We start from the raw sequence: 15,189 nt of genomic DNA, 5'->3' as shown, positions 1-15,189 counted from the left end.
CAAATAAAATCTGGCTTTGTAAATGAAAATAGCTTGCTGGTTTCATTGGAGCCCCAAAAATTGATACTATTATGTATAATGGTAATACTTTAAATCGTTCTCTATAATTAGTTTATTGGGGTTTTTGGGCGTTATAAAAATAAAACAGTCTAATGGATATAGTAGTTAGGCGAGATTCATGGAAGCCTTATTCTTGCTAGGAGGGACCAAAGTAACCAACTAAGCTTTCTCCTCCCCGTAGGTTAATGTTAATTTCCCAATGTCTTTCCCCTGAAACAGGCAGACTCACTGACATTCTTATCAGGCAAGGAAAATAAACATTGGGATATTTTTAATTTATAAATAGTGAATGATTTCACAAAAAAAGAATTTATTGCATTTTATTTTAAAAGAAGTTAGCTAATTCCACTTTCGAGAATAGAAAGGAAAATGTTATAAAGGAAAAGGTTGAATTTTATACCCCTGCGAACCTGATAAAGACTTGTCCCTTGGCTTATAACATTAAATCTTTACTCTTAGTCTTATTCAGTACTGTAACAATTTGAATATTTTTTTATAGAGTATTGTGTTTTATTAAAATACAGTTCATTACGAAGGGTGAATAGATTTGCGAAAGTTATCTTTCATTATATTAGTTCTGCTTATCATACTTGGAGTGTTTGACAATAGCATGAGTTTTGCATCAGTTGATGCTTCACCTGATGTGAGAATTGCTGTAATAAACAAAGAAGAACAATCCCTACCTTCATTCACGACCACTGTACAAGCTTTATTCATAAATGAAAGTTTATATAATGACCAAGTTTATCTTTCGTACCATGTCATTGACGATGAAAACAACATGCTTCTGTTTGAGGGCGAGAGAGTGCCTTTAAAGAATATTGATAATAATTTGTACTATGCCGAAATGAATGTGAATTTAGGCAATATTAGTGTAAACAAGAACCATCTGAAGGTATCTTTTGATCTAATTGATGAGAAAAATGCATTTTGGTTTTCGAGGAATCCAAAAGTTAGTATATCTTCCGATTATATTGAGTATAGGACAGGAAACTCTCCTAAATTTGGTTTTCATATATTGAAAGTAATTGATCTGAATAAGAAGATATTATTACTAGCAATTTCATTAGTGGGACTCGCAGCAATTCTTTTTTTAAGAAAATTTAATAGGGTTAAATCCTGTTTAGAAAGAATGATAAAAACTCGTCTTGGTAAGGTGATATGTTTTAGTCTTTTCTTTTGCACAATGTGGACACTATATACACTTATAGCAATAAATATTCCTCTTCATTCAGATGCTGTTTCGGGATATATATCAGGGTTAGATTTTGCAAAGGGAAATATTTTGTTAAGAGATTGGGCATTCAATACGGGTTTTCTTTACACAACAGAGGTACCTTGGAATGCGATAATAAGTCTATTTGTACATGATATGGCTCTGGGAACGTATTTAGGGTTTGGCTTATTATACGCTGTTATAGTGACAATATCTATGTATGTTGCAGGAAAGAATGATACTGGTTTTTCATTTGTACGTGCTTTTCTTGTGTTCTCTTTATGTGGTATTCCTTCTGTTATACAGATACATAACACATTGAATGTTACAGCTCATTTAGGTGGGCTAGCATATATGATAATTGTATTTATTCTTGTTCAAAACAGGAAATTATGGTGGGCAACTGTATTAATGATAATTACCTTTGTTGGAGATGATTTTTCGTTCTATGTTGCAGGAATCCCGCTTCTACTGGCGTGCATTTTCAAATGGAAAGACAAATATTTTCGGAAGGTTGTAATTTTGACTAGCGTATCCTACTTAATGTCGAGAATTTTATTGTTTTTAATTGAAAGTATGGGTGTTATCGTGGATGGAAGTCTTCGTATAGGCAATAAGTTTGTGGCCCCAGATGCTTTAATTGGAAATGTAGGGAGAACGATTATTAGTCTATTAGAGTTGTTCGGTGCCAATTTTCTTGATCAATACTTTTTTAAAGTAGATACATTTGTAGCCCTCCTTCATTTGATTGGTGTATTCGCTGTTGGATATGCGATGCTTAAGGTTGCTAAAAAATATAAAGATCTGGATATTATTAATTTAACCCTCTTTATTTCTATTGTCTTTATAGTGCTTATATTGATTCTTACTCCTTTCGGTGAGTACAAGGGGAGTTCTCGATATATGTCGCTTGTGGTGTTTTATGGTTCCATTTTGTTGGCTCGATGGATGCCTTTAGATTCTTTACGCAAGTTTCTTTTAAGCAGAGGTGTTAAGGAAAAGTCAATTATTTTTTCAAAGATGTTCATAATGTACCTTTGCATTATTTACAGCGCAACTTATTTTGCTGGGATGACGAATTTTAACTTGAAAATTATAGACACCCCTCAAAGGCAGGTTGCAAGTTTTTTAGTTCAAAATAACTTGCACAAAGGATTAGCTGATTATTGGTCTGGAAATATCGTAACAGTTTATAGTAATGATAAAGTGAAGGTTAGATCCATATATGAAGCGGGTGGGAATATTTACCCTTTCAAATATATTTCAAAAAGAGAATGGTTTGAGGATTCTTTTGACTTTATCCTAATTGACAAAGCGACGAACCCTCTAAATGAAGAAACAATAATAAAAAAATTCGGTACTCCCTCGGAAAAGTTGATTTCTGGGAATTATTTAATTTATAAATACAACACTCCGATTCATGTGCCGAATATTGATACTATTTATAATAGTTAAGAAAAGAGGAGCTAATATGAAAGTCGTTATTTTGGCAGGGGGGTTTGGAACAAGAATCTCAGAAGAGAGTCACTTGAAGCCCAAACCAATGATTGAGATCGGTGATCGTCCAATACTGTGGCATATCATGAAGGGTTACTCGACTTATGGATATAATGATTTTATAATCTGCCTGGGCTATAAAGCTTATTCTATAAAAGAATTTTTTTCGAGCTATTTTTTACACACTTCTGATATTACACTAGATTTAGCGAAAAACAGTATGGAAATTCACGATAATACTACTGAACCGTGGCGAATTACTTTAGTTGATACAGGACTTCATACGATGACAGGAGGCCGTATTAAGCGAATTCAGAAGTATGTTGGTAATGAACCGTTTATGTTAACCTATGGAGATGGCGTTTCTAACGTAAACATTGCAGCACTTGAAGATTTCCATAGATCTCATGGCAAATTGGCCACGTTAACGACGATCAATGTTGGTCAGAGGTTTGGGGTCCTTGATATTGGCGAAGATAACACCATACAGGCATTTAGAGAAAAATCGGATGCTGATGGAAGTATGATCAATGCAGGATTTATGGTATTGAATCCTGAAGTCTTCGATTACATTAAAGATGACACAACCGTGTTTGAACAAGAACCTTTAGAGAACTTGTCGAAGAGCGGACAAATAATGGCATACAAACATGAAGGTTTTTGGCAATGTATGGATACTCAAAGAGATAAAAAGAAGCTTGAGGAACTCTGGTTAAGCAATCAAGCGCCTTGGAGGACATGGTAATGAATACGAGCTTCTTCAGAAATAAAAGAGTTTTGGTTACCGGGCATACAGGTTTTAAGGGCTCCTGGCTTAGCAAAATCCTCGTTAATCTAGATGCGGAGGTAACGGGTTACTCGCTTGAACCAGCGACAGATCCTAATCTATTTGCCATTAGTGGTATTCAAGATAAGGTCAAAAGTAATTTTGGGGACATTCGTGACTTAAAACGACTACAGGAGGTCTTTGAGGAGTCAAGACCAGAAATTGTCTTCCATTTAGCTGCCCAGCCCATTGTAAGAGAAGGATATAAAAATCCAGTGTATACTTATGAAACAAATGTAATTGGAACGGCTAACATTCTGGAATGTATTCGACTATTTGGTGGTGTCCGGTCATTTTTGAATGTTACAACGGATAAGGTATACAAAAATAAGGAGTGGGAATGGGGTTACCGAGAAAATGATCCACTGGATGGATTCGACCCTTATTCAAATAGTAAATCTTGTTCAGAATTAGTAACAGAAAGCTATAAGAACTCATTTTTTAATGAGAAGAATGTTGCAGTTTCAACAGCGAGAGCTGGAAATGTAATTGGTGGAGGAGACTTTGCAACTGATCGGATAATTCCAGATTGTGTTCGTTCAATTGAGAGTCAAACACCAATCACGGTGCGAAATCCACATTCGATTCGACCCTATCAGCACGTTCTTGAGCCGTTATTTGTCTACTTACTAATCGTAGAGAAGCAATACGAAAATATTGAATTTTCAGGTTGCTATAATGTAGGGCCAGACGATAGAGACTGTATATCAACCGGGAAATTAGTAGAACTGTTCTGTGAAAAGTGGGGAGACGGGGTATCATGGGTTAGTAGGCCTGTAGAGGGTCCTCACGAAGCTAATTTCCTCAAACTTGATTGCTCCAAGCTTAAATCCAAATTTTACTGGGAGCCAAAGTGGAGCGTAGATATTGCGGTTGAAAAAACAATAGAATGGTATAAAACCTATTTGGTAAATGGAGAACTATCAGAAATTATGGATAAGCAGATCAATGAATTCTTCAGTTTATAAATGGGTAATACAGTTTCTGAAGTTTGGAATTGTTGGCGTTTTTAATACTCTTATCAGTTATATAATTTATTTCTTATTGGTCTTTGCGGGTGTACATTACTTGCTTGCTCATGTTATTGGCTTTATAGCAGGAGTGATAAATGCGTTTTATTGGAACAAGAAATATGTGTTTGAGAAAAACGAAGCTGGAATAACCAAGACATTTATAAAAGTATTCTCATCTTACGGAGTAACATTTTTGTTAAGCACAGTTCTATTATTTATTTTAGTTCAGTACATTCATATGCCCACCACAATAGCACCGATTTTAATATTGTTTATTACAGTGCCTTTGAATTTTTTATTAAATAAGTACTGGGCTTTTAGATCATCACGGAAGGAGTCTAGCTATGAATAGTAAGCAGCTCGCGTGGAGAATCAGAAGGCATGGTATCGAAATGACACATCTTTCAAGAGGTTCTCATATTGGTGCAGTGTTATCTATTGCGGATATTGTTGCCGTTCTCTACAATGATGTTATGTCTATCTTCCCGCATGACCCAAAGAATGATCTTCGTGATCGATTCATACTCAGTAAAGGGCATGCAGGTGCGGCTATATATGCAGCTTTAGCCGAGAAAGGCTTTTTTGATGTAAAGGAACTATCCACTCATTATTCTAACGGAAGCAAGCTTTCCGGACATGTGGCACATAAAGGGGTTCCAGGAGTAGAATTATCAACTGGGTCGCTGGGACATGGTATTTCTGTTGGTGCAGGTATGGCTATTGCAGCAAAACGTGATCATAAAGAGCATAAGGTTTATGTGATTATTGGAGATGGTGAGTGTGATGAAGGCTCCGTGTGGGAAGCAGCCTTGTTTGCAAATCACTATCGACTATCAAACTTTTTTGTCATTATCGATCACAACAAATTGCAGAGTCTGGATCTATGTGAAAATACCATTGAGCTAATTGACTTGGGGACAAAGTGGAGAGCGTTCGGATGGGACGTAATTGAAGTGGATGGTCATGATCATGAACAGTTACGTAACGCTCTATCACAAAACAAGGGTGAAAAGCCTAAATGCATAATAGCGCATACCGTTAAGGGGAAAGGTATTTCGTTTATGGAAAATCAAGTCCTGTGGCATTACCGAGATCCCCAGGGTGATAATTACGATAACGCTATTATGGAATTGGAGGCTAGCCGAGATGAGGAATAGATTTGTTCAAACAGTATCGGAGTTAGCCAGAGATAACTCAAATTTGTTTTTGCTTACTGGAGATTTAGGCTTTGGAGTTCTAACTCAGTTCCAGCAAAATTTCCCGGATAGGTTTATTAATGCAGGAATTAGTGAACAAAACATGACTTCAGTGGCAGCTGGAATGGCATTGGAAGGAAAGCTGATATTCACCTACTCAATTGCAAACTTTGCAACAGCAAGGTGTTACGAACAGATCAGGAATGATGTTGCTTACCACAGGGCTAATGTAAAAATCGTAGCTGTTGGTGGCGGATTCTCCTATGGTGCATTGGGTATGAGCCATCATGCTACTGAAGATATTGCCTTCATGAGAGCTCTACCTGAAATGACTATATATACGCCAGCGGATCCGCTAGAGACAGAGGCGGTGACAAGGGCAGCTGCAAGTCAGGATGGCCCATGTTATATTCGGCTAGGCAAGGGAGGGGAAAAGCAATTATATAAAGATGGAGCGTTAGTTTCTTATTATGAGGCAAATTTATTGAGATCCGGAAAGGACACAGCCATATTAGTGGCAGGCGCAATTGCAGATCAAGCAATCGTTGCGGCCGAGATATTGGCGATGGCTGGTATCGATTGTGCTGTTTATTCTTTTCCAAGTGTCAAGCCTCTTGATAAAGCTACCATTCTTGAGCTTGCCGACAAGATGGATTACATCTTTACCTTGGAGGAACATAATATTATCGGGGGATTTGGAGGGGCTGTTTCTGAGGTGATCGCAGAGCAGCGAACCAGAGCTGTTGTCGTTCGTATGGGTTTAAATGACGAGTATACTAGTATGGTGGGATCGCAGAGTTATCTTAGAGAGTATTACGGCTTAGATGGTGAAAGCATTTCAAAAAGGATACTAAACAAGTTAAAGTTTTAAGTGGATTGTAAATAATAACATGGAGGGTTTATAAAATGAATAATTTTAATTTTGTGATGATATCTGCTGGATTTGAGCATGGGGGAAATGTGACACATAGGCATTTGGATGGACATCCAAACTTGCTGGTTTATCCTTTTGAATCACAGTTGGGTAACAGAAATTTTAACGATTTCTTGGCATCGGTGGAGAGAGTGCAGTATAGATACCCTGAATTTCCGGAGGGTTTGTCACCTGAAGAGTTATATGAGCAAATGATCGATGAAGAAATGAAGACTTTTTTAAGAAAGAGAAATGGTTCGAAATTTAAAGAAGCCGACCTGGTTTTGGATGAACAGAAACGAATCGATTATTTTGTTAAATTCTTGAAGGACAATGGCACCTCCCGCAAAACAGTGATAGAGGCTTTCTTTAGATCCACATTCTACGCATGGGAAAATTATTATACCGAGCCTAAGGAAGATATGACTTATGTGGGATATTCTCCTGCCATTGGTATCGATGCTGACCGTATGGTTCGGGATTTTCCAAATATTAAGATTATGCATATTGTTCGCAATCCCTTCTCTGCTTATCGTGATACGAAAAGACGTCCATTCCCGTTACCGCTCAATCGTTATCTAATCACTTGGAATATCTATCATTCTACTGCTGAGATGTACGCCAAAATGTATCCTCAAAATGTAAAAATTTTCAGATATGAAGATTTGGTTGCTGACAAAGAGAAGTTTATGAGAGCTGTCTCTGAGTTTATCGGTGTAGATTTTAATGAAAGTCTATTATATCCAAGTTGGAACTCACAAGAGATTAAGGACATGATCGCACCATGGGGAACCGTGTTGAAAAGTACAGAAGACTATAATAAAGAAATCATCGGTGAGTTGACAGTTGAGGAAAAGAATAAAATTGTTGCAGGTACAACTGCACTTGCTCGACATTTTGATTATCAAAATATTGAGTATCTGAGAGAATATTATGCTAAGTAAAATTCATCATTATAACAATCCTGGACTTTTAGTTCAGGATTGTTATAATTTGTATTTTGAAGAATTGAAATTTTCACTTTCTGGAAAACATGATCTTGTTGCTATTAATGAAATTCGACCAGGAGGAACTCTTGGTGTATTCTCGCGCGCTGTAATTGACGGAAAAAATAGATTTATAAAAACACACATGAAGGGAAATGAATACCGAAACAATTTATTAAAAGAAATAAATATATTAAAAGCATTGTATGGCGATTATCTGGATATAGCTCAAGAGGATATTATTATTGGTGGAGGTAAGCAAACTTTTCTAATTATGGATTTCCTTGAATCGTTCGAGGAACCGCTAACACTAGAAGAAGTACAATCCATAATTGAAGACTACTCCCATAAACTAAGTTCCATAGGCAAGCACCCTACACTTGATGGGGTATATTCAATAACAGAATTATACGATACAGCAGTAAATGCATTGCTCTTATTATATGATAAGGGATTGATAGAAAACAAAATTTATCAAGAATGCTCACGTCACTTGGATTATGTCAACGAAATAATGAAAAGAAGTGATGAGTTAGTTCTTAGTCATGGAGACCTAAGTAATAAAAATATCATGCGCTTAGGCAATAAGCCTATTATTATTGACTGGGAAGATTGTATTATTGGAGTAAAGGATTATGACTTATGTTATTGGTTAACATTTTTTGATCAGCGAGTTTACTATAATCAAAGTTTACTCTCGGTCACTAATATTGATGCAGACAGATTAAAGGCATTGATGATCTTTGTTACTATTTTAAAGTGCTTTTTATCCTACCAAAATAATACTTTTCACTCAAATGCTTTATCCTTCGATCGACGTTTAGAGGAGATTCTTTTAATAAAGCAATAGAAGTAAAGTGAGGGACCACCTTGAAAAAAATATTGATAACAGGTGCTACAAGCATGCTTGGACTTGCTCTAATAAATGAGTGCTTAAAAAAACAGACAAAAGTTGTGGCAGTCATCAGGGAGGATTCTAGAAAGGGAGGACTTATCCCTGATAATCCTTTAATTACTGTTGTTCAAAGCAATCTGCATAATTTGAAAGCATTGACTTTAGGTTTAGATGAAGGCTTGGATGCTTTCTATCATTTTGCTTGGTTTTCTACAGACAATAAGAGTAGGAACTTAGTCGAGGATCAAAACAGTAACATACAATATACACTTGATGCAGTAAATCTTGCAGCACGGCTTGGTTGCAAGAAATTTATAGGTGCTGGCTCACAAGCCGAGTATGGCAGAGTGACAGGGCGTATTTCACAAGATATGCGGGTATTTCCGGACAGTGCATATGGAATCGCAAAATATGCTGCCGGAAGGCTATCTGCTATTCTATGTAAACAATTAGGAATGGATTTCATATGGACAAGAATTTTCAGTACCTACGGAATTAATGACATGCCATCGACAATGATTATGTATACAATTGATAGTTTATTGGATAAACGAAAGCCGATGTTAACAAAGTGTGAGCAAGTATGGGATTATTTAAATTGTAGAGATGCAGCTAAAGCTTTTTATTTGGTGGGTCAAAAGGGACATGATCAGGCTGTATATAATATTGGAAGCGGACAAGCGCATTCTCTCTCACAATTTGTGTATAAAATAAGAGATGCCATCGATCCAAGTCTAGAGTTGGGGATTGGAGAGAAAGAGTATGCCCCACAACAAGTCATGAGTTTATGTGCCGATATTTCCAACTTAGTCAAGGATACTGGCTTCCAACCTGAGATTTCATTTGACGAAGGAATTGTGGAAACAATCAACTGGTATAAGGAGAACATGCTGAAATGATTATTTCCATATTAATACCTACGTTTAATGAAGAAGAGAACGTAATACCATTAAGTAATGAAATTATTAGAGTGTTTGAAGAACAGTTGCCCAATTATAATTATGAAATTGTCTTTATTGATAATTGTTCTGTAGACGGTACCCGAGAAAATATCAGCCGCTTGTGCAATCAAAATGCTAATATAAAGGCGATATTTAATGCTAAAAATTTCGGGCAATTTAATTCTCCCTATTACGGCCTTTGCCAAACTGAGGGAGACTGCACTATTTTGATGTGTGCCGATTTTCAAGATCCAGTTGATATGATCCCCGAGTTTGTACATGAATGGGAAAAAGGGTACAAGATTGTTTGTGGCATTAAAACCAGCAGCAAAGAAAACTCGATGATGTATTTTTTGCGCTCTTGCTATTACAAATTGATTAAAAAGCTATCCGATGTAGAACAAATTGAGCATTTTACTGGATTCGGTCTTTATGACAAAAGTTTTATTGATGTACTAAGAAACTTAAACGATCCGTCCCCATTTTTGCGTGGTATTGTGGCTGAATTAGGACCAAGCCGTAAAGACATTCCATATGAACAAGCCAAACGTAGGGCGGGGAAAACCAGCAATAATTTCTATAAGTTGTATGATGCAGCTATGTTGAGTTTTACCTCGTACACAAAAATCGGTATGAGGTTGGCAACTATGGTTGGGTTTACGTTCGCTGTACTAAGTCTTATTGTTGGTTTAGTCTATTTCATTTACAAGCTAGTTAATTGGAATAATTTTTCTACTGGTATTGCGCCATTAATAATTGGGGTATTTGTGATTGGGTCACTACAATTATTTTTTATTGGATTGCTAGGTGAATACATCCTTAATATCAATACAAGAGTAACAAATCGGCCTTTGGTTATCGAGGAGAAGCGACTTAACTTTAGTCCCCTTACTGATGAGAACATGAAGAGTAACACTTGTGATAAGGGTAGTACAGAAATCCTGGATTCAGTATATCAAGCATCAATGAATTCCACGATAAAATAACAAGAGGGCATTGTTTTACGGGTATGGCTGGATTTTTGACAGTTTAATTGTATCTAACTTATTAATAATATAGATTATACCAGTTCAACTGAAGGGGTAACATTTCATGAAAGCCATCATTCTAGCAGGCGGGACAGGGTCCCGCCTTTTTCCCTTAACAAAAGTAACTAACAAACACCTACTCCCCGTAGGCAGGTACCCGATGATTTTCCACTCTGTCTTCAAACTAAAGCAAGCAAATCTAACAGATATTCTTGTCGTCACAGGCAAGGAATATATGGGGGATGTTGTTAATCTCTTAGGCAGTGGCCGTGAAATGGGTGTGTCCTTCACTTACAAGGTCCAGGATGAAGCTGGCGGTATTGCCCAGGCGCTTGGCTTGGCTGAACAGTTTGTAGGTGATGATCAGATGGTTGTTATTCTCGGTGACAATGTGTTTGCAGACGATATTACTCCATATGTTGCGAATTTTAAGCGGCAGCAATCTGGTGCGAAAATTCTGATCCAGAAGGTGCCCGATCCGACTCGTTTTGGAGTTCCGGAACTGCAAGGTGACCGCATTGTTTCTATTGAGGAGAAGCCGCAGCAGCCGAAATCGGATTATGCCGTAACCGGGATTTATATGTTTGATCATCATGTTTTTGAGATTATTAAAACGCTCAAACCTTCTGCTCGAGGCGAACTGGAGATCACGGATGTCAATAATGCATATATTGAACGTGGGGAACTTACTTTTGACGTCTTACAGGGCTGGTGGACGGATGCAGGGACGCATTCATCGCTGGCCCGTGCTAATGAGTTAGCCAAAGACATTGTGTTTGGTGAAGAATTTGGTAAGCTTAAGCTGTAGTTAGGGAGGATATTATACATGAAATTAACCTCACTTAAGTTGGAAGGTGCGGCTTTGCTTGAACCGGTGGTGCATGGGGATCACCGGGGTTTTTTTATGGAGAGTTATAATGAAACAGTTATGCAGCAGCTAGGTGTGAAGTATGATTTTATTCAGGATAATCAATCCTTATCCGCTGAACCGGGGGTATTGCGGGGGCTTCATTATCAACTCAATCCCAAGGCTCAAACGAAGCTTATTCGGGTCCTAACTGGGGCTATTTATGATGTGATTTTAGACATCCGGCGTAGTTCACCTACTTTTGGACAGTGGGTCGGCGTTATTCTTAGTGAATATAATAAGCGTCAGTTGTTGGTTCCTAAGGGATTTGCCCACGGATTTTGTACACTCGTGCCGAATACCCAAGTTCTTTATAAAGTGGACGAATATTATTCTCCGGAAAATGACCGCGGCATATTATGGAATGATCCGGCTTTACAGATCGACTGGCCGGTAAGTGAACCATTGCTTTCGGATAAGGACAGACGGCATCCGACATTCGCGGAAGCGGAAATGAATTTCGACTAGGAGGATTTTTTTCATGAAACTGCTCGTCACCGGCGGGGCCGGGTTTATCGGCAGCAATTTTATATTATTTATTCTAGGGCAGCATCCGAATTACCAAATCGTGAATGTGGATGCGTTGACTTATGCGGGGAACCTTGAGAACCTGAAGTCGGTGGAAGGTAATCCGAACCATATTTTCGTGAAGGCGGATATTACGGATGACAAAGCGATGGATGAACTGATGGGCCAAGGCGTTGATGTAGTCGTGAACTTTGCGGCGGAATCGCATGTGGACCGGAGTATTCTGGAGCCGAATATTTTTGTGAAGACGAATGTGCTGGGAACTCAGGTGCTGCTGGATGCTGCCAAAAAACACGGGGTGAACAAATACGTTCAAGTATCCACGGATGAAGTCTATGGGACGCTTGGGGAGACCGGGCTGTTTAGCGAAACGACGCCCCTTGCGCCAAATAGCCCTTATTCCGCCAGCAAGGCCGGCGGGGATCTACTTGTGCGAGCGTACCACGAAACATTTGGTTTGCCGGTAAATATTACGCGGTGTTCGAACAACTATGGTCCGTATCAGTTTCCGGAAAAGCTGATTCCTTTGATGATTTCAAAGGCTTTGACGGATGAACCCCTTCCTGTATATGGCGATGGGCTGAATATCCGTGACTGGTTGTACGTTGAAGATCACTGCAGTGCGATTGACCTTGTCATTCACCAGGGACGAAACGGCGAAGTATATAATATCGGTGGAAACAACGAGCGGACTAATCTGCATATCGTGCGCACGATTTTGGCGGAGCTTGGCAAGCCGGAGTCGCTGATCAAGCATGTGGAGGATCGTCCCGGACATGATCGCAGGTATGGCATTGATCCGACAAAGACCATGACGGAGTTAGGCTGGAAGCCGAAGCATTCTTTTGAGACGGGGATTGAGGAAACGATCCGTTGGTATCTGGACAATAAGGACTGGTGGACCCGGATTCAATCGGGTGCGTACCAGGAGTACTACAGCAAGCAGTATGGCGACCGCCTGGGAGACCCGTCATGAGAGTTCTCGTTACAGGTGCCGGGGGACAGTTGGGGCAGGACGTAGTCCGTCTTTTCGGGGCGGCTGGTCACGGGGTGATGCCATGTGATCATAAGAGCTTGGATATAACTGATAATGCGATGTGCCTCAACCGGGTACTGGAATACAAACCTGATGCGGTTGTCCACTGTGCGGCATACACGGCAGTCGATCAAGCGGAGAGTGATGTGGACAAGGCTTACGGAGTTAATGCTGTTGGTACGAGAAATTTAGTGGTGGCCGCGGAGCAGGTCAAAGCTAAGTTTTGCTACATTAGTACGGACTATGTGTTTGATGGTAATTCCGATGTTCCTTACCAGGAGTATGATAACACCAACCCGCAAAGCGTTTATGGAAAAAGTAAGCGTGCTGGTGAGAGCCTGGTTCAGAGCCTATCCTCTGCTTTTTTTATTGTTCGAACATCATGGGTGTACGGTTTGCACGGCAATAATTTTGTGAAAACGATGCTGAAGTTAGGCCGGGAAAAACAGGTGATTCGTGTGGTGAATGACCAGAAAGGATCACCAACCTATACTGTTGATTTAGCTGCATTTCTGCTGGAGCTCGTACAGACGGAGAAATACGGCATCTACCACGCTTCAAATGCCGGGGCATGCACGTGGTTTGAGTTTGCTCGGGCCATCTTTGAAGAAGCTGAAAAGGTTTGGGTGCAAGCTTTACCGGTTAACGTTGAACCCTGCACGACCAAGGAATTTCCTCGGCCAGCTCCGCGACCCCGGAATTCGGTAATGGATCACCTGTCGATCCGCACGAATGGACTTCGGGATTTGCGTCCTTGGCGAGAAGGGCTTAAGGCATTTTTGCAGGAGTATCAAAAGAAATAAAGCGTGTTATGTTTCGACCGTCATCAGGCGAACGAAACATACACGCTTTTTGCTTTTTAAAATATAATATTTTTCTAAACTCGCCCCACCATCATATCCCCCACAGAAATCTTGATTCTGCTAAGCCGAATGGTAAGGAATAAACTTATAGCTGAGCACAATATGAAGGAAATGATTGTTTGCGAGTACACATCTAGCATGCTTAATACTTCGACGGAAAAGTATTTGGTAAAACGCAGGATGAAAGCGTGCATGAGATAAGTGCCAAAGGAATATTTGCCAAACAACCCGATGAGATTCGAGAGTCTAGACGGTTTGCTAACCAGCTTCATAGTGCCGGCGAACACCACCACAATCAGCAGGGTGATCGTTGCCATCATCAAAGGCTTCAGCGGTACGGTGACGTTCGCACTCCAAAGATAAGGGGCGTCGGGGTAAATCGCAACGGCGCGGACGATATTCTCATAAATGATGTACAGGCAAACTGCGAGTAATGCCATGCAGATATACTTGGTTTTATCGACAAACTTCCTCCACTGATCGTAATACAACCCCACCAAGCCACCCAGCATAAAATAAAATATCCAAAACAGGAAATTTCGGTCCAAATAGTCGAAAATAAACCCGAGCCGCGGGTTGTCCGAGGAAATTACACCTTGGCGCAAGGCGTAGATCAGGATGAGGTTCAGCGCAAAGATTACCGCGACGACGATCAGGTTGGTCGATGCTTTTCTTTTTCGGGATAGCAGAGATCGAAACACGGGATACAAAAAGTAAAACGGAATGATCATCACCATGAACCACAGATGATAGGATGCTTTTCCCGTCAGAGTGAGTTTTACCATGTTAAGCAGTTCATTCCAGGTTGTTGTGGCTGAGACGCCGCTTAGAAAGCAGACCCAGACATGATAAAAAATGGTCCAGCCCAGATAAGGAAGAATGATTTGCTTGAATCTTTTTCGCATAAAGTTTAAATAGTTTAGTTTGCCGTCATAATTATAAAACAACACCACACCGGTGATAAAAACGAATAGCGGCACCGCAAAGCGGCTGATCCCAAGTAACGTAGTACCGATAATAATCGATGAGTCGCCTACATCCGGCTGTCCAAAAACCCCGGCAATAACATGCTGGAGAACAACCGCCAAAAATGCAATCCCCCGCAGGATTTCGACTTCTTCCAATCTAGCTTTTTTCAAAACAATTCCCCCATGATGACTTGTGTGTAATAGACTTACCTTAATGAGAAAGCTTTGTTTCGTCAACCGTGAAGTGTACGTATTTGGGCTCGGTTTGATATAATGAACACGCACAACGCAATGATGCTGGAGACTATATTTTTGT

At 39.6% G+C, this 15,189-nt stretch carries 15 protein-coding genes; 14 read left to right on the top strand and 1 reads right to left on the bottom strand.

The window, feature by feature from the left end:
- The first annotated feature begins 670 nt into the window (after nt 1–670).
- The 14 genes from ACFQ3W_RS24335 to rfbD all read left to right on the top strand — a co-directional run bounded on the left by ACFQ3W_RS24335 (nt 671) and on the right by rfbD (nt 13,845).
- Complete coding sequence (locus ACFQ3W_RS24335; RefSeq protein WP_379321826.1) at nt 671–2,731, top strand: hypothetical protein; 2,061 nt, start codon at nt 671–673, stop codon at nt 2,729–2,731.
- 16 nt (nt 2,732–2,747) lie between these two features.
- Nucleotides 2,748–3,518: a glucose-1-phosphate cytidylyltransferase gene (rfbF, locus tag ACFQ3W_RS24330; protein ID WP_379321825.1), complete on the top strand. Its 771-nt coding sequence runs from the start codon at nt 2,748–2,750 to the stop codon at nt 3,516–3,518.
- Nucleotides 3,518–4,567, top strand: a complete 1,050-nt coding sequence (gene rfbG / locus ACFQ3W_RS24325; RefSeq protein WP_379321824.1) for a CDP-glucose 4,6-dehydratase — start codon at nt 3,518–3,520, stop codon at nt 4,565–4,567. Before rfbF ends, rfbG begins: the two co-directional genes overlap by 1 nt.
- Nucleotides 4,548–4,964 carry a GtrA family protein gene (locus tag ACFQ3W_RS24320; protein WP_379321823.1) on the top strand — a complete coding sequence of 139 codons (417 nt, stop codon included), beginning with the start codon at nt 4,548–4,550 and terminating at the stop codon, nt 4,962–4,964. The genes rfbG and ACFQ3W_RS24320 overlap by 20 nt, the downstream gene beginning before the upstream one ends.
- On the top strand, nt 4,957–5,769 hold the full coding sequence (locus ACFQ3W_RS24315; protein ID WP_379321822.1) for a transketolase: 813 nt from the start codon (nt 4,957–4,959) through the stop codon (nt 5,767–5,769). The genes ACFQ3W_RS24320 and ACFQ3W_RS24315 overlap by 8 nt, the downstream gene beginning before the upstream one ends.
- Complete coding sequence (locus ACFQ3W_RS24310) at nt 5,759–6,679, top strand: transketolase family protein (protein ID WP_379321821.1); 921 nt, start codon at nt 5,759–5,761, stop codon at nt 6,677–6,679. Before ACFQ3W_RS24315 ends, ACFQ3W_RS24310 begins: the two co-directional genes overlap by 11 nt.
- A gap of 35 nt (nt 6,680–6,714) precedes the next feature.
- Complete coding sequence (locus tag ACFQ3W_RS24305) at nt 6,715–7,665, top strand: sulfotransferase family protein (protein WP_379321820.1); 951 nt, start codon at nt 6,715–6,717, stop codon at nt 7,663–7,665.
- A complete protein-coding gene (locus tag ACFQ3W_RS24300; RefSeq protein WP_379321819.1) occupies nt 7,655–8,557 on the top strand; it encodes a phosphotransferase in 903 nt (300 codons plus the stop codon). Before ACFQ3W_RS24305 ends, ACFQ3W_RS24300 begins: the two co-directional genes overlap by 11 nt.
- Before the next feature lie 20 nt (nt 8,558–8,577).
- Nucleotides 8,578–9,501, top strand: coding sequence for an NAD-dependent epimerase/dehydratase family protein (locus ACFQ3W_RS24295; RefSeq protein WP_379321818.1), 924 nt, complete (start codon nt 8,578–8,580; stop codon nt 9,499–9,501).
- On the top strand, nt 9,498–10,529 hold the full coding sequence (locus tag ACFQ3W_RS24290; protein ID WP_379321817.1) for a glycosyltransferase family 2 protein: 1,032 nt from the start codon (nt 9,498–9,500) through the stop codon (nt 10,527–10,529). Before ACFQ3W_RS24295 ends, ACFQ3W_RS24290 begins: the two co-directional genes overlap by 4 nt.
- A 106-nt stretch (nt 10,530–10,635) precedes the next feature.
- Nucleotides 10,636–11,379: a sugar phosphate nucleotidyltransferase gene (locus tag ACFQ3W_RS24285; RefSeq protein ID WP_379321816.1), complete on the top strand. Its 744-nt coding sequence runs from the start codon at nt 10,636–10,638 to the stop codon at nt 11,377–11,379.
- A gap of 18 nt (nt 11,380–11,397) precedes the next feature.
- Nucleotides 11,398–11,946: a dTDP-4-dehydrorhamnose 3,5-epimerase gene (gene rfbC, locus ACFQ3W_RS24280; protein WP_379321815.1), complete on the top strand. Its 549-nt coding sequence runs from the start codon at nt 11,398–11,400 to the stop codon at nt 11,944–11,946.
- A gap of 13 nt (nt 11,947–11,959) precedes the next feature.
- Entirely contained in the window at nt 11,960–12,982 is a 1,023-nt protein-coding gene (gene rfbB / locus ACFQ3W_RS24275) for a dTDP-glucose 4,6-dehydratase (RefSeq protein WP_379321814.1), read from the top strand.
- Nucleotides 12,979–13,845: a dTDP-4-dehydrorhamnose reductase gene (rfbD, locus tag ACFQ3W_RS24270; RefSeq protein WP_379321813.1), complete on the top strand. Its 867-nt coding sequence runs from the start codon at nt 12,979–12,981 to the stop codon at nt 13,843–13,845. Before rfbB ends, rfbD begins: the two co-directional genes overlap by 4 nt.
- A 74-nt stretch (nt 13,846–13,919) precedes the next feature.
- Here the strand turns inward: rfbD and ACFQ3W_RS24265 are convergent, their stop codons facing one another.
- A complete protein-coding gene (locus ACFQ3W_RS24265; protein ID WP_379321812.1) occupies nt 13,920–15,044 on the bottom strand; it encodes an acyltransferase in 1,125 nt (374 codons plus the stop codon).
- Nucleotides 15,045–15,189 lie beyond the last annotated feature (145 nt).

It is taken from the genome of Paenibacillus puldeungensis (assembly GCF_042678945.1).
GTDB lineage: Bacteria > Bacillota > Bacilli > Paenibacillales > Paenibacillaceae > Fontibacillus > Fontibacillus puldeungensis.
The sequence above is the reverse complement of the archived record's forward strand: the minus strand, read 5'-3'. Positions and strand labels throughout refer to the sequence as shown.

Excerpts from the sequence above, each read along its gene's own strand:
- ACFQ3W_RS24290 (WP_379321817.1), top strand. The coding sequence starts at position 9,498 with ATGATTATTTCCATATTAATACCTACGTTTAATGAAGAAGAGAACGTA.
- ACFQ3W_RS24335 (WP_379321826.1), top strand. The coding sequence starts at position 671 with ATGAGTTTTGCATCAGTTGATGCTTCACCTGATGTGAGAATTGCTGTA.
- ACFQ3W_RS24300 (WP_379321819.1), top strand. The coding sequence starts at position 7,655 with ATGCTAAGTAAAATTCATCATTATAACAATCCTGGACTTTTAGTTCAG.
- rfbF (WP_379321825.1), top strand. The coding sequence starts at position 2,748 with ATGAAAGTCGTTATTTTGGCAGGGGGGTTTGGAACAAGAATCTCAGAA.
- rfbD (WP_379321813.1), top strand. The coding sequence starts at position 12,979 with ATGAGAGTTCTCGTTACAGGTGCCGGGGGACAGTTGGGGCAGGACGTA.
- rfbG (WP_379321824.1), top strand. The coding sequence starts at position 3,518 with ATGAATACGAGCTTCTTCAGAAATAAAAGAGTTTTGGTTACCGGGCAT.
- rfbC (WP_379321815.1), top strand. The coding sequence starts at position 11,398 with ATGAAATTAACCTCACTTAAGTTGGAAGGTGCGGCTTTGCTTGAACCG.
- ACFQ3W_RS24315 (WP_379321822.1), top strand. The coding sequence starts at position 4,957 with ATGAATAGTAAGCAGCTCGCGTGGAGAATCAGAAGGCATGGTATCGAA.
- ACFQ3W_RS24305 (WP_379321820.1), top strand. The coding sequence starts at position 6,715 with ATGAATAATTTTAATTTTGTGATGATATCTGCTGGATTTGAGCATGGG.
- ACFQ3W_RS24310 (WP_379321821.1), top strand. The coding sequence starts at position 5,759 with ATGAGGAATAGATTTGTTCAAACAGTATCGGAGTTAGCCAGAGATAAC.
- rfbB (WP_379321814.1), top strand. The coding sequence starts at position 11,960 with ATGAAACTGCTCGTCACCGGCGGGGCCGGGTTTATCGGCAGCAATTTT.
- ACFQ3W_RS24285 (WP_379321816.1), top strand. The coding sequence starts at position 10,636 with ATGAAAGCCATCATTCTAGCAGGCGGGACAGGGTCCCGCCTTTTTCCC.
- ACFQ3W_RS24320 (WP_379321823.1), top strand. The coding sequence starts at position 4,548 with ATGAATTCTTCAGTTTATAAATGGGTAATACAGTTTCTGAAGTTTGGA.